The organism is Flavobacterium frigidimaris (assembly GCF_002217275.1).
In the GTDB taxonomy this organism is placed as follows: Bacteria; Bacteroidota; Bacteroidia; order Flavobacteriales; family Flavobacteriaceae; genus Flavobacterium; species Flavobacterium aquidurense.
The window spans coordinates 29,769-49,646 of record NZ_MUGV01000001.1 but is presented as its reverse complement, the minus strand read 5'-3'; the positions used below and the strand labels follow the sequence as shown (position 1 = coordinate 49,646).

Genomic DNA, 19,878 nt, shown 5'->3' with positions numbered 1-19,878 from the left:
AACCATGGGAACACAATGCATTTTTCCCAAATACGTCTCCCATGGTTGAAACCACGGGCTATGTTTGATTATGATTGCTGAATATAAAATAAACAATATCCCCAAAAAAATCCCGTTCTAAACATTACCAAAACTTTCAAAACCTTAGCACCTTAGTATCTCAGAACCTTAGCCCCTTAGATTAAACCTTTAAGAAAAAACAAAGTCTTATTTCTAAACAAATTCCTGCGTTATGAAAAAAAGCAATCTTTGGTCGTTACGATTGGGTTTTTCTGGTAAAGAAGCCGATAAAATTGAAAAACTAGGATTAGAAAAATTTCTAAAACATTCCTATGATTCAAAATTTGACAAACAACTTCCTGCTTTTTTAGATGACGATCCCAAAACACTTTTGGAACTTAAAGCACTACGCGAATCCATAAAAACTGCCGATACTGAATTCAAAAAGAAAATTCTGAAGAAGGAAATCTATTCGAATGTAGAATTGAAAAAATGGTGGATCGCCAAAATGCGAAATGATGAATTTCCGTTACGCGAGAATATGGTTTGTTTTTGGCACAATCATTTCGTTTCTACTTCTCAAAAAGTAAAAGTCAATTATTGGATTTATCAGCACAATATGATTTTGCGCGAGCATGCTTTTGGCAATTTCAAGGAATTAACCAAACAGATTGTAAAATCGAATGCAATGGTGAAATACTTAGATAATGTTGATAATAAAAAAGGCAAATACAACGAAAATCTAAGTCGGGAATTATTGGAATTATTCACGATCGGAATTGGGAATTATTCTGAAAGTGATATCAAAGAAGGTGCAAAAGCATTAGCCGGATTAAATTATGGCGATGATGGTGCGCTTTATAGAAAAAACATAGAAGATAACGGCGATAAAACTTATTTCGGGAAAACCGGAAACTGGAAAGCGGATGATTTGGTCGATATTATTTTTGAACAGAAAAACATTCCGTATTTAATTACCCGAAAAATTCTGAAATGGTTTGTTTACGATAATCCGTCAGAAGATTTGGTAACGTATTATGGAGATTATTTCAGAAAAGTAAAGTTTGAAATTCAACCTTTGCTGACCAAAATTTTTACAGAAGAATATAAAAAAGAGAATTCCGGAACTAAGATTAAAAATCCGCTGGTTTATATTCTACAGCTTTTAGAAGAATTACATATTGATGATTTGGATGATGCCATGATTATGTTCTTCCTAAAACAACAAGGAATGGATTTCTACAACCAAATAAATGTGAAAGGTTGGGATGGAGGAAATTCCTGGCTGACTTCTCAGATTTACCTGCAACGCAATAATACTTCAGATTTGCTTTGCAGCGGAAGAAGTATTACCAGAAGAGTTTTAAACACCATGAATTCTGAGGATGAAAAACCAAAAACAGAATTCGAGAAAATTGATGTAAAAATTGATTTTGATTCCGCTGGAAACAATAAAACCATTATCACTGAATTATCAGACAGATTGTTGTTTAAAGTAAACGATTCCATGCAAAAAGACATGGAAAATTTACTGAAATACGATTTTGACCCCAAAGAACCGCATGCCAATTTTGCCGTGGCGAGACTCTTTAACTATATTACAAAATTGCCGGAATATCAATTAGTTTAAAAATTGAAATTATGAACAGGAGAAATTTTCTAACATTGACAGGAACATTTACAGGCGGATTGCTTGTGCTTCCTGATTTTTTGCACGCTTTTGGTTCGCAAACTAATTTGATAACCGGGGAGCAATGTATTGTTTTTGTACAATTGAACGGAGGGAATGACGGATTGAATACTTTTATTCCGTACGATAATCCGTTGTATTATGATTTGAGAACCAAAATCGCTTTGAATAAAGATGTAGTTGTTGGGAAAAACAAAGGAATGGCATTTCATCCATCTTTAAAAGATTTTGCGCAAATGCAGCAAAACGGAGATTTAACCGTAATTCAGAATGTTGGTTATCCGGAACCTATTCGTTCGCATTTTAGAAGTCAGGAAATCTGGCAAACCGCAACCGATTCAGACAAATATATAAACGAAGGCTGGTTAGGAAGATATTTAGATTTGCAATGCAACGGGCATCAGGCTACGGCAGGAATAAATTTAGATTCGATTGATAATTTAGCTTTAAAAGGAACGGAACCTAATTCTATCACAGTAAAAGATCCAAACCGATTTAAAGTTAAATCAGATAAAGACGAAAATGTAACCTTGTCTGATAATCCACAATTGGATTTTGTTCGAAAAATCGCCAATTCAGTAACAGAAGGTTCTGATGAAATCCAGAAAGCATTAGCAAAATCCAAAACAGAAATCAGTTATCCAAAAACCGGATTGTCTAAGAATCTGGAATGGATTGCGCGATTGATAAAAGGAAATTTAAATTCTAAAGTGTATTACACATCACTTGGTGGATTTGATACACACGACAATCAACTTGCTATTCATGAAAAAAGATTAACAGATTTGAATGATGCGTTATTCACTTTTTATCAGGATTTAAAACAAGCACAATTAATGCAAAATGTTACAGTTGTTGTTTTCTCTGAATTTGGACGACGAGTAAAAGACAACGGAAACGGAACCGACCACGGAACTGCAGCGCCAATGTTTATTATTGGAGGAAATAATAAAGGAACTATTTTAGGGAATAATCCAAACTTATCGGATTTAGATAATGGCGATTTAAAACATGAAATTGATTTCAGAAGTGTGTATGCTTCTCTATTAAAAGAAAAAATGAATTTTGATTATTCTAAAATTGGAATTAGGAATAAACCGGTTTCGGGGTTGTTTTCATAAATAAAAAAAAATAAAATTTGTAGCTTTTTTCGTATAATTGTAATTTGAAAAGTGAAAACATTAAAAGATATGTTTCACTTTAGAACAACTTTTATATATTTGCTACAATGAATGATAATTTAAAATTCAGGTCTGTTTTTCTTTTTAAAGATTATTTTCGAAAATTCTATTACGAACAAGAAGAAAAAGTTAAGCAGAAAATACTTTGGACAATAAGATTGGTTGAGTCGGTCGATAAAATTCCAATAACGTATTTAAAACATATTGAAAATACAGATGGACTTTTTGAAATGAGAGTTCAAGTTGGAAGTGATATTTTTAGGATTTTTTGTTTTTTTGATAAGGGAAAATTAGTTGTTCTTATTAATGGCTTTCAAAAAAAATCCCAAAAAACGCCTAAAAAAGAAATTGAAAAAGCATTAAAAATTAAAAAGGAATATGAAAGCGAAAAATAAAAACTTAACAAGTCTCGATGAATTTATTGAACTCGAGTATGGGAAAATTGGTACACCAAAACGTGATGAATTTGAAACCGGCTTTGAAAGTTTTAAAATAGGAGCAATGATTCATGAAGCCAGACTTCAAAAGGGAATGACCCAAGAAGAACTAGCTGAAAAAGTCGGAACTACAAAATCTTATATTTCAAAGATTGAAAATAATGTAAAAGAAGCCAGATTTTCTACACTTCAAAAAATAGTCGAAATTGGTTTGGGTGGACATTTAGAGCTATCGATTAGACTATAATTATCTAAATTCTTAGTCCCTTAGCATCTCAGAATCTCAGTACCTTCTTAAAAACCATTTGCCTAAATCGCATTTTAAGACTGATTTATTAAAATATCCTACAAAATCGGTAGATTTTGTTAAGAAATCCTTTTTTGTTTCATAAAATGCAATATTTTTTTTGGTGCGCTAAAAATAATTTATACATTCGCAGAGAATTTAAATAATAACACAAACAAAATGGCATCTAACCGTTTTTATTTTAGCAACTCTTTTTATTTCTTCTTTAGTAGAAGTAAGGATTGTGCTATGGTTATTTGAGAAATATAAAAGACAAATAAAACTAATATACAATCCTGATGAAAATCAGGATTTTTTTTTGAATATATGACAACTAAAATTGCAATACAAGGTATAAAAGGTTCTTTCCATCATCAGGTTGTGAAGGAGTATTTCTCTGAAAATGTGGCTATTGATGAGTGTTTGTCTTTTGAAGAATTAATCGACAGCCTTCTTTCAGGAAAATCGGATCAGGCGGTTATGGCGATTGAAAATTCGATTGCAGGTCCAATTATTCCGAATTACGCTTTGATTGACAAGAATAATTTACACATTATTGGAGAGCATTATTTAAGCATTCACCAAAATTTAATGGCTTTAAAAGGTCAGAAAATTGAAGATATAAAAGAAGTTCATTCGCACCCAATGGCAATTTTACAATGTATGGATTTCTTAAAACAGTATCCAAACATCAAATTGGTTGAAGATAAAGATACAGCTGAAACGGCCAGAAGAATTCAGGAAAAACAATTAACCGGAATTGCAGCAATTGCAAGTAAAACGGCTTCTGAGATGTATGATTTAGAAATCATTGCTCCGGAAATTCAAACGATCAAAAATAATATGACTCGTTTTGTGATCATTAAAAAGCAAAATTCATTTTTACCGGAAAGCGAAATCAACAGAGCTTCTATCAAATTTGAATTGGATCATAAAAGAGGAAGTCTGGCAGCAGTTTTGAATGTTATGAGCGACTGCAAACTGAATTTAACAAAAATTCAGTCGCTTCCAAAAATTGAAACACCCTGGAAATATTCGTTTTTCGTAGATGTTACATTTGAGAAATACGAAGATTTTGCAAAAGCTAAAACATTACTAAATATAATGGCAGAATATTTAAAGATTTTGGGAGAATATAAAAATACTAAACCTTTGAGTGAGTCATAAAGTTGGAAAGTCGAAAGTCTTAAAGTCAAAAAAGCTAAGAGCTTGCTATCTAAAGCAAAAATAAAAGTTTAAAAAGAGCCTAAAGCCTAAAGCTTAAAGCCTAAAGCAAATAAAAAATGATTACAACAGCAAAAAGATTAGATACAGTTGAAGAATACTACTTCTCATCAAAATTGAGAGAAGTGCGTCAACTAATGTCTGAAGGAAAATCTATCATCAATATGGGAATTGGAAGCCCTGATTTGAGTCCGTCGAAAGCAGTAATTGAAGCAGTTGCCACGGCAATTCAAGATGAAAACGGGCATGGTTATCAGAATTATCAGGGATTACCGGAATTGAGAAAAGGGATGGCAGATTTTTATCAGAATCAATTTGGTGTTGAATTGAATCCGAATAATGAGATTTTGCCTTTGATGGGTTCGAAAGAAGGAATTATGCATATTTCGTTAGCCTTTTTAAATGAAGGTGATCACGTTTTAATTCCGAATCCAGGTTATCCAACGTATACGTCGGTAACCAATTTGGTTGGAGCGGTTCCGGTTTATTATGATTTGAAAGAAGCAAATGCCTGGGAACCGGATTTTGAAGCTTTAGAAAAACTGGATCTTTCGAAAGTAAAAATTATGTGGCTGGGTTATCCACACATGCCAACAGGAGCGAGAGGAAGTTTAGCCTTATTTGAAAAATTGGTTGCTTTTGCTAAAAAACACAACATATTATTGGTTAACGATAATCCTTATAGTTTTGTTTTGAATGATAATCCGATGAGTTTATTGCAGGTTGAAGGTGCGAAAGAAGTGGCTTTAGAATTAAATTCATTAAGCAAGACGTTCAACATGGCGGGCTGGAGAGTCGGAATGGTTTTAGGAAATCCTGAAATTATTGACGCAGTCTTAAAAGTAAAAAGCAACATGGACAGCGGCATGTTCTACGGAATTCAGAAAGGTGCAGTTGCTGCTTTAAATTGTGATAAATCATGGTTTTCGGATCAAAATAAAATTTACAGACGCCGAAGAGAACTAACAGAAAAACTAGCAGAAAAATTAGGTTGCGAAGTTTATGCAGCAGGAGTTGGGCTTTTTGTCTGGGCAAAATTACCGGAAGGAATCGAATCAGCAGAGAAGTTCATTGACGAAATATTATACGAGAAACACATTTTCATTACACCGGGAACAATTTTCGGAAGCAATGGAGAAGGATATATCAGATTTTCGTTGTGTGTGAAAGAAGAAAAAGTACAAGAAGCGATAGATAGATTTTAGAATCAAGAATCAAGAATCAAGATTTTAGACTTTAGATTGCGAACTTTGCGTAAGTCCTTGCGGACATTGCGGTTAAGAAACAAAAAAGAATTATGAAAGTATACGTAATAGGGATAGGGTTAATAGGAGGTTCGATGGTGCTGGACATCAAAGACCAACATCCGAACGCGACTATTTTTGGGATCGACAGCAACGAAAACCACTTGCAGGAAGCAATTGATTTGGGTGTTATCGATCAGGCAGGGAACTTTGAAGATCTGGCTGAAGCCGATTTTGTAATTGTTTCGGTTCCGGTTGATGTGGCGCTGGTTGTTTTGCCAAAAGTATTGGATTTGGTTGGAGACAAAACAATTGTTTTTGAAGTTGGTTCAACTAAAAAACCAATTTGTGATGCAGTTGCAAATCATCCGAAAAGAAGAAATTTTATCGCAACGCATCCAATTGCAGGAACAGAGTTTTCCGGCCCATCAGCGGCGATAAGAGGTTTGTTTAAAGGAAAGACAAACATCATTTGTGAAGTGGAAAAGACCACTTTTAAATTGCAGGAAAAGGCGTTACAGCTTTTCAACGAAATCGGAATGAGGATTCGATATATGGATCCGACTTCGCACGACAAACACATAGCTTACGTTTCGCATTTGTCGCACATTAGTTCGTTTATGCTTGGAAAAACGGTAATGAACAAAGAAAAAGACGAACAGGATATTTTTGATATGGCGGGAAGTGGATTTGAAAGTACGGTTCGTTTAGCAAAAAGTTCTCCCGCAATGTGGACACCGATTTTTAAGCAAAACAAAGAACACGTTATTGAAACATTAGAAGAATACATTTCAAATCTCAGTCGGTTTAGAGATTTGCTAAAAGAAGATAATTACAATGCCATTTTTGAAGAAATGGAAAGCACAAATAAAATTAAAGAAATACTAAACGGATTAACAACAACTAAAAAGTAAATTAGAATTAAGATGGAAAATAAAAAAGAAATGAGAAAGTGGTTAGAAGATTTCAATTTAAATCACCCACTTGTGATAGCTGGACCTTGTAGTGCAGAAACGGAAGATCAGGTATTAAAGATTGCTCATGAATTGAAAGATTCAAAAGTTAGTGTATTCAGAGCAGGAATCTGGAAACCAAGAACGCGTCCGGGAGGATTTGAAGGTGTTGGAGAAATTGGTTTAAAATGGTTACAAAAAGCTAAAAAAGAAACTGGTTTATTGATGGGAACTGAGGTTGCGACTGCAGCTCACTGTAAATTAGCCTTAGAACATGATATCGACGTTTTATGGGTTGGTGCCCGTACAACTGCAAACCCTTTCGCAGTTCAGGAAATTGCTGATACTTTGAAAGGAACTGATAAAATCGTTTTGGTTAAAAACCCTGTAAACCCGGATTTAGCTTTATGGTTAGGTGGTGTTGAGCGTTTACACATGGCTGGAATCGAAAAATTAGGAGTTATTCACAGAGGTTTCTCTACTTACGAGAAAACAAAATACAGAAACATTCCAGAATGGCAGATTGCTATCGAATTGCAAAATAAATTCCCTGATTTACCATTAATCATCGATCCATCTCACATTACCGGAGATCGTAAAATGATTTTCGAAGTAACGCAAGAGGCTTTAGATTTGAATTACGATGGTATGATCATCGAAACGCACTACGATCCGGACAATGCCTGGTCTGATGCTGCTCAACAAGTTACTCCAGATGCTTTGAAACAAATCATTAAAGATTTGACGATCAGAAAAACAGATGATACTACAGATGAGTACAGTTCAAAAATGACAAAACTAAGAGCTAACATCGACGTACTTGATGCTAACTTATTAGAGTTATTAGGAAAACGTATGAAAGTAGCTGACGAAATTGGTCAGGTGAAAAAAGATGCAAACGTAGCGATTCTTCAAAACAACCGTTGGAACGAAATCTTAGGAAAAATGATTTTAGAAGGGGAGAAAAAAGGTCTTACTGAAGAATTCGTTTTGAGAATGTTCAAAGCTATCCACCAGGAGAGTATTGGTCACCAGGAGAAAATTTTCAACGCATAATTTTTTCTAAAACATATAAGTGATATAAGATAATTTTAGTTTTTTCTAAAATTTGTTATTTGGTTTTCTTATATCATAATTTAAAAATAGATTGTTTTTTTAAAATCTCCATCGTTTTGAAAGAAGTGTTGGAGATTTTTTTATGATTTTAAATACCGAAATCAATGGGTTTCAATTGTAAAACAGTAATTTTGTGCTTTAATATTTTTTAGTTTTCAGAGTAATCTAAAAATCTAAAATCTAAAATCTAAAATTTGAATGACAGGACTCGTATATAAATCTACAGGAAGTTGGTACACCGTAAAATCGGAACAAGGCGATTTTATAGAATGCCGTATGAAAGGGAAGTTCAGGATGAAAGGTATTAAAAGTACTAATCCTATTGCTGTAGGCGATATTGTCGATTATGAATTGGAAGAAACTTCAGATGCCGTAACCGGAACGATTTTTAATATTCACGAAAGAAAGAATTACATCGTTCGTAAATCGGTTAACCTTTCGCATCAAATGCATATTATTGCGTCGAATATTGATCGTGTTTTTTTATTGATCACGATTAATAATCCTCCGACGACTTTCAATTTTATAGACCGTTTTTTGGTAACTGCAGAGGCTTACAATATTGAGACTATTTTGGTTTTTAATAAGATCGATACTTTTGATGAACCAACTCTGGAAGATCAATTGTATATGCAATATGTATATCAGCAAATTGGTTACAAATGTCTAAGAGTTTCTTCGACTGAGATGAAAGGAATTGACGAATTAAAAGAAATGATGATTGGTAAGGTGAGTATGTTCTCCGGACATTCAGGTGTTGGGAAATCGACTTTGGTAAATGCCATGGAACCTTCTTTACATCTTAAAACCAAAACCATTTCTGAAGCTAGTAAACAAGGGCAACACACGACGACTTTTGCTGAAATGTATGATTTATCCTTTAATGCCAAAATTATCGACACACCGGGAATTAAAGGTTTCGGAATTGTAGATATGGAGAAAGAAGAAATCAGCGGATACTTTCCTGAATTCTTCAGATTAAAAGATCAATGTAAGTTTAACAACTGTTTACACAAAGAAGAACCGCATTGTGCTATCAAAGCTGCATTAGAAAGAGACGAGATCGCCTGGTCACGTTATAATAGTTATTTAAAGATCCTCGAAGGCGATGAAGAAAATTATCGCACCGATACTTATGATGAGGATCGTAAAATTAGCGATGAAACTAGAAACCAGAAATAATTGTGAATTGTAAATGGTTAATTGTGAATTATGGCAGATAACGTTATAAAAACAAAATCTTTTAATTTTGCCTTGAGGATTGTTAAATTGTTTCAGTTTCTAAACAGGAAAAGAAAGAATTTGTTTTAAGCAAACAATTACTTCGCAGTGGAACTTCAATAGGAGCATTGGTTCGCGAATCCGAGCAAGCAGAAAGCAAAAAAGATTTTATTCATAAATTAGCAATTGCCCAAAAAGAAGCCAACGAAACAGATTATTGGTTAGAATTATTGTTTCAATCAGATTATTTAAACGAAACTCAATTCAAATCGATTAAATCTGATATTGTAGAAATCAATAAAATATTAGCATCAATCATAATCACAACGAAACAAAAACTAACTAAAATCTAAAATTCACAATTAACCATTCATAATTCACAATTAATATGAGAGTTGTTCTTCAAAGAGTTTCCCAAGCGTCAGTAACTGTGGAAGGAAATAAAACCGCCGATATTCAAAAAGGATTATTGGTTTTAGTCGGAATTGAAGATGCCGATACGCAGGAAGACATCGATTGGCTGGTTGGGAAAATCATTAAAATGAGAATTTTTGGTGATGAAAATGATGTCATGAACTGCTCGGTTCAGGATGTTGGCGGCGATATTATTGTGGTCAGCCAATTTACACTTCATGCTTCTACAAAAAAGGGAAATCGCCCTTCGTACATAAAAGCCTCAAAGCCAGAATTTGCCATTCCGATGTATGAAAATTTCGTAAAATCTTTAGAAAAAGAGTTTAATAAGAAAGTGCAAACAGGAATTTTTGGTGCAGATATGAAAGTAAGTCTGTTAAATGACGGGCCTGTTACAATTTTAATTGACAGCAAAAACAGGGAATAAAAATTCATAAACAAATGTTAAGGATTTCTAAAAATAATATATATTTGGAGAAATTCCCTACTAATGAAAAAACCTTTTTTTGCGTTATTTTTTTTATTATTTACCCTTATTTCTTCTGCTCAAAAGAGCGAATATTCAGTTTTAACTCTTTCCGATAGCCTTAAGGCTAATGCAGACGCTGTTGTGCGTTTGGATCAAATGGATATTGCAATTGCTTCGCAACGAAGCATGAACGTCAAATCACAAAGAATTGTTACCGTTTTTAATGAGGCAGGATTAAGTGATATTGACGCCTATCAGGGCTATGACAAATCAACTTCCGTAAAAAGTATTGAAGCAATTGTATATGATGCTTTTGGTAATGAAATAAAGAAAGTTAAACGTAAAGATTTTAAAGACCAAAGCGCGGTTAGCGGAAGCACACTTTTTTCGGACAGTCGCGTAATTTTTTTAGAATATACTCCTGTTTCTTATCCTTTTACTGTTGTTTACAATAGTGAGATTGAAAGCTCAAATACAGCCTTTTTGCCACAATGGTATTTCCTGGGCGGCTACTCTGTAAGCATTGAAAAATGTATATTAAATGTTACTTATCCTAATAACCTCGGATTTAAAAAGAAGGAATTTCAGTTTGCCGGTTATAACATCAAGAAAACTTTAGATACTGAAACACAATTGAGTTATGTTGCGACTACTATTCTCGCTCAGAAGCCGGAAAGTTTCAGTCCGTCTGGTAGAGATCTTTTCCCAAGAATTATGATGGGTTTAGAAAATTTTCACTTAGAAGGTGTAGATGGAACTGCTAAAACCTGGGAGGCTTTTGGTAAATGGTACAGCGAAAAAATCTTAACAGGAACAACTGATTTATCTGAAGAAACTAAAACGAAAATAAAAGCATTAGTTGGCGATGAAAAAGATCCAATCAAGAAAGCAAAAATCATCTATGACTATGTTCAGAAAAAATCCAGATATGTAAATATTGCCATTGGTATAGGAGGTTGGAAGCCAATGCTTGCAACAGACGTAGATCGTTTGGGATATGGAGATTGTAAAGCATTATCAAATTATACTAAAGCGCTTTTGCAGGCGGTTGATGTTCCTTCTTATAACACCATTTTATATGGTGATCGTTATAAGGCTAATATTCAGTCTGATTTTGTTTCGATGCAGGGAAATCACATGATATTGGCAATTCCAAATGGAGATAACTATACTTTCCTCGAATGTACAAGTCAGGATGATCCTTTTGGATATCAGGGAACTTTCACAGACGACAGAGATGTGTTGGTTGTTAAACCTGAAGGAGGAATAATTGTGAGAACTAAAATTTATGAAGACAAGGGAAATACCCAAACTGACAAAGGAATTTATACTATTGATGAGAATGGTAATTTTTCCGGTTCCATTTCGATAATTTCAGAAGGATCGCAATATAGTTCTAAACAAGGATTAGAAGCTTTTCAGCCTACTCAGAAAGAGTCTTATTATAAAAAATACTGGGATCATATTAATAATTTGAAATTGGGTAAAATAACATTTACGAACAATAAAGAGAACATACGCTTTACTGAAGATATTCAGATTAGTGCCATAAGCTACGCCTCAATTTCATCTAATAAAATGATTTTTGCGGTTGATGCTTTTAACCAAAATGGTGAAAATATAAAACGCATCAGAAACAGGAAAAACCCCTTTGAGATTCAGCGTGGTTATTTAGATACAGACGAAATTGAAATTAATTTACCTGCGGGATTCTCGATTGAATTTCTTCCTTCGAACTATGAACTAAAAGGAAAGTTCGGAGAATATAAGACTGAAATTATCAAAAAAGAAAATAATAAACTGCTTTACAAGCGCTCTATGTTCGTTAATAAAGGTAAATATTCAAATAAGGAATACGATGAATATCGACTTTTTATGGAGCAAGTGTCCAGAAATGATAATGCTAAAATTGTATTGACCAAAAACTAACCAAAAACCAACCAAAAGAATAACCAATGAAATCTATCAAATTTTTAAGTCTGTCAGTTTTGTTGCTGTTTTTTTCAAAAGTAGCAGCACAAGAATTTAAATTAGGAAAAGTATCAATCGCTGAGTTAGAGCAAAAAGTGCATCCAAAAGATTCATCGGCAGTCGCAGCGGTTTTGTATAAAAAGGGAAAATCAAGAATTGAATACGATCAGACTGATGGATTTGTGGTTTTAACAGAAGTTGAGACCCGAATTAAAATTTATAAAAAAGAGGGATATAATTGGGCGAATCATAGCGTTTGGTATTTTAATACCTCAAATCTAACTGAAAAAGTGTTTTTTGCTGATGCATACACTTATAATTTGGTTAATGGGAAAATTGAAAAAACCAAACTAAAAAGTGAAGGGAGTTTTGATGAGGTATTAGACAAAGTAAGAGGGCAAAAAAAGATTACAATGCCTAACGTAAAAGAAGGTTCAGTCGTAGAATTTAAATATACAGTAAAAAGTCCTTCCAGAATGATCAGAGAATGGAATTTTCAATATAGTATTCCGGTAAATTATTCGGAATTTAGTACGTATGTTCCAGAATATTATGTTTTTAATCCGAGGCAAAAAGGATATGTTTTTCCTAAAGTTACAACTACAAAAAATAACAAAGCGATTATTTTTAGTAATAAGGAAAGGTCTGGTTTTGGGGTCGTAAAAACGGATTATTCTACTGAAAAAGTGGAATATATAGAGACCCAAACTACGTATATAGCGCAAGATTTTCCCGCTATGAAAAACGAGGTTTTTGTGAATAATATGGATAATTATGTCTCTAGTATTGAACATGAATTAGCGATGGTTAAATTTCCTAATGAACCATTAAAGCCATATTCTACAGATTGGAATTCAGTTGCGAAAACAATTTACGACTATGAAACTTTTGGTCCGGAATTAAATAAATCGGGTTATTTTGAAGATGATTTAAAAGTAGTATTAGCTGGGAAAAACACACCTGATGAAAAAATACTGGCAATTTTAAATCATGTGAAATCAACTGTGAAATGGAACCATTATACGGGCTATGATTGTGATTTGGGAGTTAGAAAAGCTTACAAAGAAAAAATAGGAAACATTGGTGATATCAATTTAATGCTAACTGCAATGTTACGTTTTGCGGGTTTAAATGCTGATCCTGTTTTGGTAAGCACACGTTCAAACGGGATTTCATTGTTTCCTAACAGAAATGCTTTCAATTATGTAATTGCGGCTGTTGAAACTCCAACAGGATACGTTTTGCTGGATGCATCTGATAAATTTTCAGTTCCGAATGTTTTGCCGTTACAAGCTCTAAATTGGTATGGAAGATTGATTCGTAAAGACGGAAGTTCTGAAGAAATCGATATGATGCCTAAGAAACCATCCCTTGATACTGTTTTTATGAATTATACTATTGATGCTGATGGTAAAGTTACGGGTAAAACAAGAAGACAATGCACTGATTATAATGCTTTGGTAACAAGAGATAATATTGATGGTGTTAAAGAAGAAACGTATCTTGAAAAATTAGAGAATGAAAATAATAAGATTGAAATTAGTGAATACTCAAGAACGAATGAAAAGGAAATTTTATTACCAATGATAGAATCATATTCTTTTACGGGAAATGATTTGTGCGAAGTTATTGGAGGAAAAATTTATGTCAGTCCAATGTTGTTTTTTACAGAAAACCAAAATCCGTTTAAGCAGGAAATTAGAGAATATCCGGTAGATTTTAGTTACCCATTTACAGATAAGTATAATATCATTATCAAGATTCCGGAAGGATTTGTGGTTGAAACACTACCAGCTCCGGCAGTAATTACAATGGCAGATGATTTAGGTACTTTCAAATTTAATATTGCATCAAACGATGGAACATTGCAATTGATGATTTCACATCAAATTAATGAGGCAATAGTTTCAACTGAAAAATACGAGATGCTAAAAGAATATTATAAAGGGATGGTTGCAAAAGAAACAGAGAAAATAGTTTTAAAAAGAATATAAAAATGAGATTACATTTAATGGTTGTCACAGCTTTAATAATTTTGTGGGCTTCAAAAGGCACTGCTCAAAATTACGAGTTGGGAAAAGTTACGATTGCTGAATTACAAGAAAAATCAAATGCAAAAGATACAGCGGCTCCGGCCGCTATTTTGTTTAAAAAAGGAAGAACCTTTTTTACCTATACTGAAGGAAAAGGACTTGTCGTTAATAATGTTTATGAATTCAGGATTAAAATTTATAAAAAAGAAGGGCTAAAATGGGCAAATCAAAAAGTTTCTTATTATGTAGGATATGAGAATCTGAATGATGATACCGTGAATTTTTCGAATGCAGCAACATACAATCTGGAGAATGGTGAAATTGTAAAGACCAAATTGAATAGTGAGGGAAGTTTTAAAAATAAAATCAATAAATACTGGAACGAGGCTACCATCACTTTGCCAAATGTAAAAGTGGGTTCTATTATAGAATTTAAATATATTTTGAAATCAGAAAATATAGTTAGACTTCCTGATTTTGATTTTCAATATAATATTCCAGTTAATTATTTCGAATATAAAACAGAAATCCCGGAATTCTTTATTTATAAATCATTGGTTGTTGGGAATTTAAAAGTAGAAACGAACGCAGAATTAGTACTGAGTAGTCAGATATTTGTAAATGGTTATAAACAGATTAATAGTTTTTATACTTCAAAAGATATTCCGGCACTTAACGAAGAAAGATTTATTGATAATATAAATAATTATAAGGGGGCAATTCAAAACGAATTAGAAAAAGAAAGATATCCTGATAAACCGGTTGTTAATTATACCAAAACCTGGGAAGGCGTCGCAACTTCCATCTATAAGAGTAAAGATTTTGGAGATGAACTTAAACAAAAAGATTATTTTTCAGTAGATCTTAAAAATATATTACAGAAGACCGATTCTAAAAAAGAACGATTAAACTTGATTTTTCAGTTTGTTCAAAACAGGATGAACTGGAACGGAAAAAGGAGTTATTTTGTAGATAAAGGTGTTAAAAAAGCATATGAAGAAAGATCAGGAAATGTTGCCGAAATAAATTTTATTTTGATTTCAATGCTTAAAGCAGCCGGAATCGAAGCAAGTCCTGTTTTAGCGAGTACAGTTGAAAATGGTATTCCGGTATTTCCAAATCGAACTGTTTTTAATTATGTCATTGGTGCTGCGGAAATTGATGGACAGAAAATTTTGCTGGATGCTGCAAATAAGTTTACCACTCCTAATATATTACCATTAAGTCTTTTAAATTGGAAAGGGAGGCTTATTAAGGAAGATGGTTCTTCTCAGGAAGTTGATCTTATACCTAAAGTTGCCTCAAAAGAAAATTACACGATAACAGCCAGTATAAAACCTGAAGTTGGTGAGATTGATGGAAAGTTGAGAATCAAGAAAACAGATTATGAGGCGCTTCGATTTAGAGAAGTAAATTCAAATAACAATGAGAGTTCTTATCTGGAAAAATTAGAAAATGATTTGGGTAAAATTGAAATCGAAGATTATAAGATTGAGAATAAAACTGGAGATTTGTCAAAATCCGTTCAGGAAGAATTTAATTTTAAAGCCAGAAATTCTTATGATTTTATTGGAGGAAAAATATTTTTAAGACCAATACTTTTTTTTACGGATGTTACTAATCCGTTTAAGCAGGAAAAGAGACAAATGCCTGTTTATTTTGGGTATCCAAATCAGAAAACTTATAACTTGTTTTTAGATATTCCGGATGGTTTTGTTGTTGAATCGTTGCCAAAACCAATGCGGATTGTAACAGAAAATAGGGATGCCTCTTATACAATGAATATGATTGCTGAAGAAAATAAAATACATGTTCAAGTTACGAAGGAAATAAATAAATATGTCTTTGCAACTGATGATTATAATATGCTCAAAGAGTTTTTCCAAAATATAATAGCGAGTCAAAATGAAAAAATAGTTTTAAAAAGAATATAAATATGCAATTTCAAAAATTAGCTATAATTATCTTTTGTTTCTTCTTCTCAAAAATCAATGCCCAAAAATATGACTTGGGTAAAGTCACTATAGCGGAATTACAGGAAAAAGCACATCCAAAAGATACTGCAGCTCCTGCAGCTATTATCTTCAAGAAAGGAAGAACTTTCTTTACTTACAATATTACGAATGGCTTTTCAGCGAATCATGTTTATGAATTTAAGATTAAAATTTATAAAAAAGAAGGGCTTGCCTGGGCTGATCAGAAGGTGAAGTTTTATATCGGTTATGAAAAGATGAATGAAGACCGATTGGAATTTTCGCAAGCGATTACCTATAATTTAGAAAATGGCTCGATTGTCAAAACAAAATTGGATAATCAGGGAACTTTTAAGAAAAAAATAAATAAATATTGGAACGAGAAAACCATAACATTGCCTAATGTAAAGGTGGGTTCGATTATTGAATATAAATATATCTTAAAAACAGAGAATATTGTGAAGCTTCCGGACTTTGATTTTCAATATGAAATTCCGGTTGATTATTTTGAATACAAAACAGAGATTCCGGAGTTTTATGTTTATAAGACCATTTTAGTTGGAAAGACAGCCCTAACATCAGATTCTAAAATTGTTGCAGGAAGCCAGAGTTTTGAGAATGAGCACAACCAAACAAGTACACTTTACTTTCAACAAGTTAATTCTCTATTTAGCGGAAAAGATATTTCTCCATTACTATTAGAGCCTTACGTAAATAATATTGATAATTATAAAGGAAGCATTCAACACGAGCTTGAACGCATACGTTATCCAGAGCAGCCTGTAAAAGATTTTACAATGACTTGGGAAGGAGTAGCCTCCACTATTTTTAAAGATGAAAATTTCGGAAAAGAACTGAATCAAAGTGATTTTTTGCTGGAAGATTTGAGAAGATTATTAGTGAATGTCGAATCGTTAAACGAGAGATTGGAGATCATTTTTAAATTCGTTCAGAATAAAATGAACTGGAATGAAGAGAATGGTTATTATACAGATAAAGGAGTTATAAAAGCATACAAAGAACAAACAGGAAATGGGGCCGAAATCAATTTTATATTGATCAGCATGCTGAAATTGGCAGGGATAGAAGTAAATCCGGTTCTGGTAAGTACTGTCGAAAATGGAGTTCCGGTCTATCCAACAAGAACCGGTTTTAATTATGTTATTGCAGCTGCTGAAATTGATGGAAAACAAATTTTATTGGACGCTACCCATAAATATACTTCACCAAATGTTTTACCGCTTAATGTTTTAAACTGGAAAGGACGACTTATAAAAAAAGACGGAACATCTAAAGAAATAGATTTATATCCTGCAACGGTTTCCAGAGAATTTTCAAATACAATTGCCAAATTAGATGCCTCGGGAACAATCGAAGGAAAGGTGAGAGTGCAAAGAACAGATTATGACGCTTATAGTTTCAGAATTCAAAATGCCGATAAAAAAGAGGAGAACTACCTTGAAAAATATGAACAACAATTAGGAGATTTGAAGATCTCAAATTATGCAATAGAAAACAAGAAAACTAATTTAGGAAATCCAATTGTAGAAACGTTTTCTTTTATTTCAGAAAATCAATCTGAAATTATTGGAGGAAAAATATTCATCAATCCGTTACTTTTTTTTACCAGAACAAAAAATCCTTTTACACAGGAGCAAAGGCAGATGGGAATTTACTTTGGATATCCAACGCAGGAAAAATTCAATTTAAGTCTGGATGTTCCTGAAGGCTATAATGTAGAGTCACTGCCAAAGCCTGTTCGTATTTCTACTGAAGATAAAGCGATAACTTATAGTTTTAATATTTCTAGTGAAGGGAATAAAATTCAAATTAGTTGTATAAAAGAGATTAACAATAGTATTTTTGCAGCAGATGAGTATACTGGATTAAAAGATATTTTCCAGAAGATGCTTGCCAGTCAAAATGAAAAAATTGTTCTTAAAAAAATATAACGATGGATTTGAAAAATGCCCAACTAGATGTTGATACCTGGATAAAAGAACACGGAGTTCGTTATTTTAACGAATTGACCAATATGGCGCAACTTACCGAAGAAGTAGGTGAAGTAGCCCGAATTATTGCACGCAGATATGGTGAACAATCTGAAAAAGAAAGCGATAAAAACAAAGATTTAGGCGAAGAATTAGCTGATGTTGTTTTTGTAGTTTTATGTCTGGCCAACCAAACCGGAATAGATTTGCAAGCTGCTTTTGATAAAAAAATGGATTTGAAATCGGTTCGTGATAAGGATCGCCATAAAAACAACGATAAATTGAAATAATTGTGAAATATCGCTCATAAGTTTTTAATTATGAGTTTTGAATTTTGAATTATGAATGGGGAGTGGTAAATTGCGCGTCTGAATTACGTTTCTAATGATTCGTACTTCATAATTTACAACTTACAATAAAAAAAATGAATTTACTACTTCAAACAGCGCAACATAATTTACAAGGACAAATTGCAGTAACAGGATCAAAAAGCGAAACGAATCGTTTATTGTTGTTAAAAGCTTTGTTTCCAAATATTACACTTTCTAATACTTCAAACTCTGATGACAGCGAAGTAATGCAAAAAGCGTTGATTGGAAATGACGAAATTGTAGACATTCATCACGCCGGAACAGCAATGCGTTTTTTGACCGCTTATTTTGCTGTAAATGAAGGAAGAGATGTAATAATGACAGGTTCTGGCAGAATGCAGGAACGCCCAATAAAAATTTTGGTAGAAGCTTTAGCACAATTAGGTGTTGAAATTTCATATGAAAAAGAAGTAGGATATCCTCCAATAAAAATCAAAGGAAAAAAAGTTATTGCTTCAAAAGTAACTTTGGCAGCAGATGTAAGCAGCCAATATATTTCAGCACTTTTATTAGTGGCTTCAAAATTAGAAAATGGTTTAGAGCTGACTTTAGAAGGAGAAATTACTTCGATTCCATACATCAAAATGACTTTGGCTTTGCTAAATGATTTAGATATTCAAACTAGTTTTGAAGGAAATGTAATTAAAGTTTATCCAAAAGAAAGTGTTGCTTCAAAAGAAATGGTAGTAGAATCAGATTGGAGTTCAGCATCTTATTTCTTTAGTTTAGTTGCCCTGGCTGACACGGCTTCGATAACATTAACTAGTTATAAAGAAAATAGCTTACAAGGAGATTCTGAATTAGTATCGCTTTATGAGAAATTGGGAGTAAAAACAACGTTTCAAAATAACAAAATGACCTTGGTAAAACAAGAGGGTTTTAAATATGAAACCGTAAATTTCGAATTAAACAATACACCGGATATTGCTCAGACAATTGTAGTAACATGTTTAGGTTTAGGCATCGGTTGTCACTTAACGGGTCTTCATACTTTAAAAATTAAAGAAACAGATCGATTAGAAGCACTTAGAATAGAGCTTACAAAATTAGGAGCTAATATTTCTGTAACTAATGATTCATTGACTTTAGTAGCTTCAGAAAATATCAACCATAATGTAAAAATTGGGACATATAACGATCACCGTATGGCAATGGCTTTTGCACCATTAGCACTTAAAGTTCCAATTATCATCGAAGATGCCGGAGTTGTTTCAAAATCATACCCGGATTTCTGGAATGATTTAAAAGCATTGAATTTCCAAATCTCAGAATTGTAAAATTTTCCACCATATAAGAAATATAAG

General features: G+C 33.0%; 16 protein-coding genes and 1 pseudogene. All 17 read left to right on the top strand.

What is annotated here, in order from left to right; translation table 11 throughout:
- Positions 1-232: 232 nt before the first annotated feature.
- Positions 233-1,630 carry a DUF1800 domain-containing protein gene (locus tag B0A65_RS00220; protein ID WP_074660937.1) on the top strand — a complete coding sequence of 466 codons (1,398 nt, stop codon included), beginning with the start codon at positions 233-235 and terminating at the stop codon, positions 1,628-1,630.
- Between the two features lie 11 nt (positions 1,631-1,641).
- On the top strand, positions 1,642-2,811 hold the full coding sequence (locus tag B0A65_RS00215; RefSeq protein WP_083370471.1) for a DUF1501 domain-containing protein: 1,170 nt from the start codon (positions 1,642-1,644) through the stop codon (positions 2,809-2,811).
- Between the two features lie 107 nt (positions 2,812-2,918).
- Entirely contained in the window at positions 2,919-3,266 is a 348-nt protein-coding gene (locus tag B0A65_RS00210; protein WP_074660940.1) for a type II toxin-antitoxin system RelE/ParE family toxin, read from the top strand.
- The gene (locus tag B0A65_RS00205; RefSeq protein ID WP_074660942.1) at positions 3,250-3,555 is read left to right on the top strand and encodes a helix-turn-helix domain-containing protein; all 306 of its coding nucleotides are present in this window, start codon (positions 3,250-3,252) and stop codon (positions 3,553-3,555) included. The genes B0A65_RS00210 and B0A65_RS00205 overlap by 17 nt, the downstream gene beginning before the upstream one ends.
- Before the next feature lie 366 nt (positions 3,556-3,921).
- Positions 3,922-4,761 carry a prephenate dehydratase gene (locus tag B0A65_RS00200; protein WP_074660944.1) on the top strand — a complete coding sequence of 280 codons (840 nt, stop codon included), beginning with the start codon at positions 3,922-3,924 and terminating at the stop codon, positions 4,759-4,761.
- Between the two features lie 116 nt (positions 4,762-4,877).
- Positions 4,878-6,023, top strand: a complete 1,146-nt coding sequence (locus B0A65_RS00195) for a pyridoxal phosphate-dependent aminotransferase (protein ID WP_074660946.1) — start codon at positions 4,878-4,880, stop codon at positions 6,021-6,023.
- 92 nt (positions 6,024-6,115) lie between these two features.
- The gene (locus B0A65_RS00190) at positions 6,116-6,976 is read left to right on the top strand and encodes a prephenate dehydrogenase (RefSeq protein ID WP_074660948.1); all 861 of its coding nucleotides are present in this window, start codon (positions 6,116-6,118) and stop codon (positions 6,974-6,976) included.
- Between the two features lie 12 nt (positions 6,977-6,988).
- A complete protein-coding gene (locus B0A65_RS00185; RefSeq protein WP_026983484.1) occupies positions 6,989-8,071 on the top strand; it encodes a bifunctional 3-deoxy-7-phosphoheptulonate synthase/chorismate mutase type II in 1,083 nt (360 codons plus the stop codon).
- Positions 8,072-8,329: 258 nt separating this feature from the next.
- Positions 8,330-9,313: a ribosome small subunit-dependent GTPase A gene (gene rsgA / locus B0A65_RS00180; protein WP_074660950.1), complete on the top strand. Its 984-nt coding sequence runs from the start codon at positions 8,330-8,332 to the stop codon at positions 9,311-9,313.
- A 30-nt stretch (positions 9,314-9,343) separates the two neighbouring features.
- A pseudogene (locus tag B0A65_RS00175) lies at positions 9,344-9,705 on the top strand (four helix bundle protein).
- A gap of 35 nt (positions 9,706-9,740) precedes the next feature.
- The gene (gene dtd, locus B0A65_RS00170) at positions 9,741-10,193 is read left to right on the top strand and encodes a D-aminoacyl-tRNA deacylase (RefSeq protein ID WP_074660952.1); all 453 of its coding nucleotides are present in this window, start codon (positions 9,741-9,743) and stop codon (positions 10,191-10,193) included.
- Positions 10,194-10,256: 63 nt separating this feature from the next.
- Entirely contained in the window at positions 10,257-12,164 is a 1,908-nt protein-coding gene (locus B0A65_RS00165) for a DUF3857 domain-containing protein (RefSeq protein WP_074660954.1), read from the top strand.
- 26 nt (positions 12,165-12,190) lie between these two features.
- Positions 12,191-14,200: a DUF3857 domain-containing protein gene (locus tag B0A65_RS00160; RefSeq protein ID WP_074660956.1), complete on the top strand. Its 2,010-nt coding sequence runs from the start codon at positions 12,191-12,193 to the stop codon at positions 14,198-14,200.
- Positions 14,201-14,202: 2 nt separating this feature from the next.
- The gene (locus B0A65_RS00155; protein WP_074660958.1) at positions 14,203-16,173 is read left to right on the top strand and encodes a DUF3857 domain-containing protein; all 1,971 of its coding nucleotides are present in this window, start codon (positions 14,203-14,205) and stop codon (positions 16,171-16,173) included.
- Positions 16,174-16,175: 2 nt separating this feature from the next.
- A complete protein-coding gene (locus B0A65_RS00150; protein WP_074660960.1) occupies positions 16,176-18,164 on the top strand; it encodes a DUF3857 domain-containing protein in 1,989 nt (662 codons plus the stop codon).
- A 2-nt stretch (positions 18,165-18,166) separates the two neighbouring features.
- On the top strand, positions 18,167-18,493 hold the full coding sequence (locus B0A65_RS00145; protein WP_012022600.1) for a nucleotide pyrophosphohydrolase: 327 nt from the start codon (positions 18,167-18,169) through the stop codon (positions 18,491-18,493).
- 134 nt (positions 18,494-18,627) lie between these two features.
- Positions 18,628-19,851, top strand: a complete 1,224-nt coding sequence (locus B0A65_RS00140) for a 3-phosphoshikimate 1-carboxyvinyltransferase (RefSeq protein ID WP_074660962.1) — start codon at positions 18,628-18,630, stop codon at positions 19,849-19,851.
- Positions 19,852-19,878: the final 27 nt, after the last annotated feature.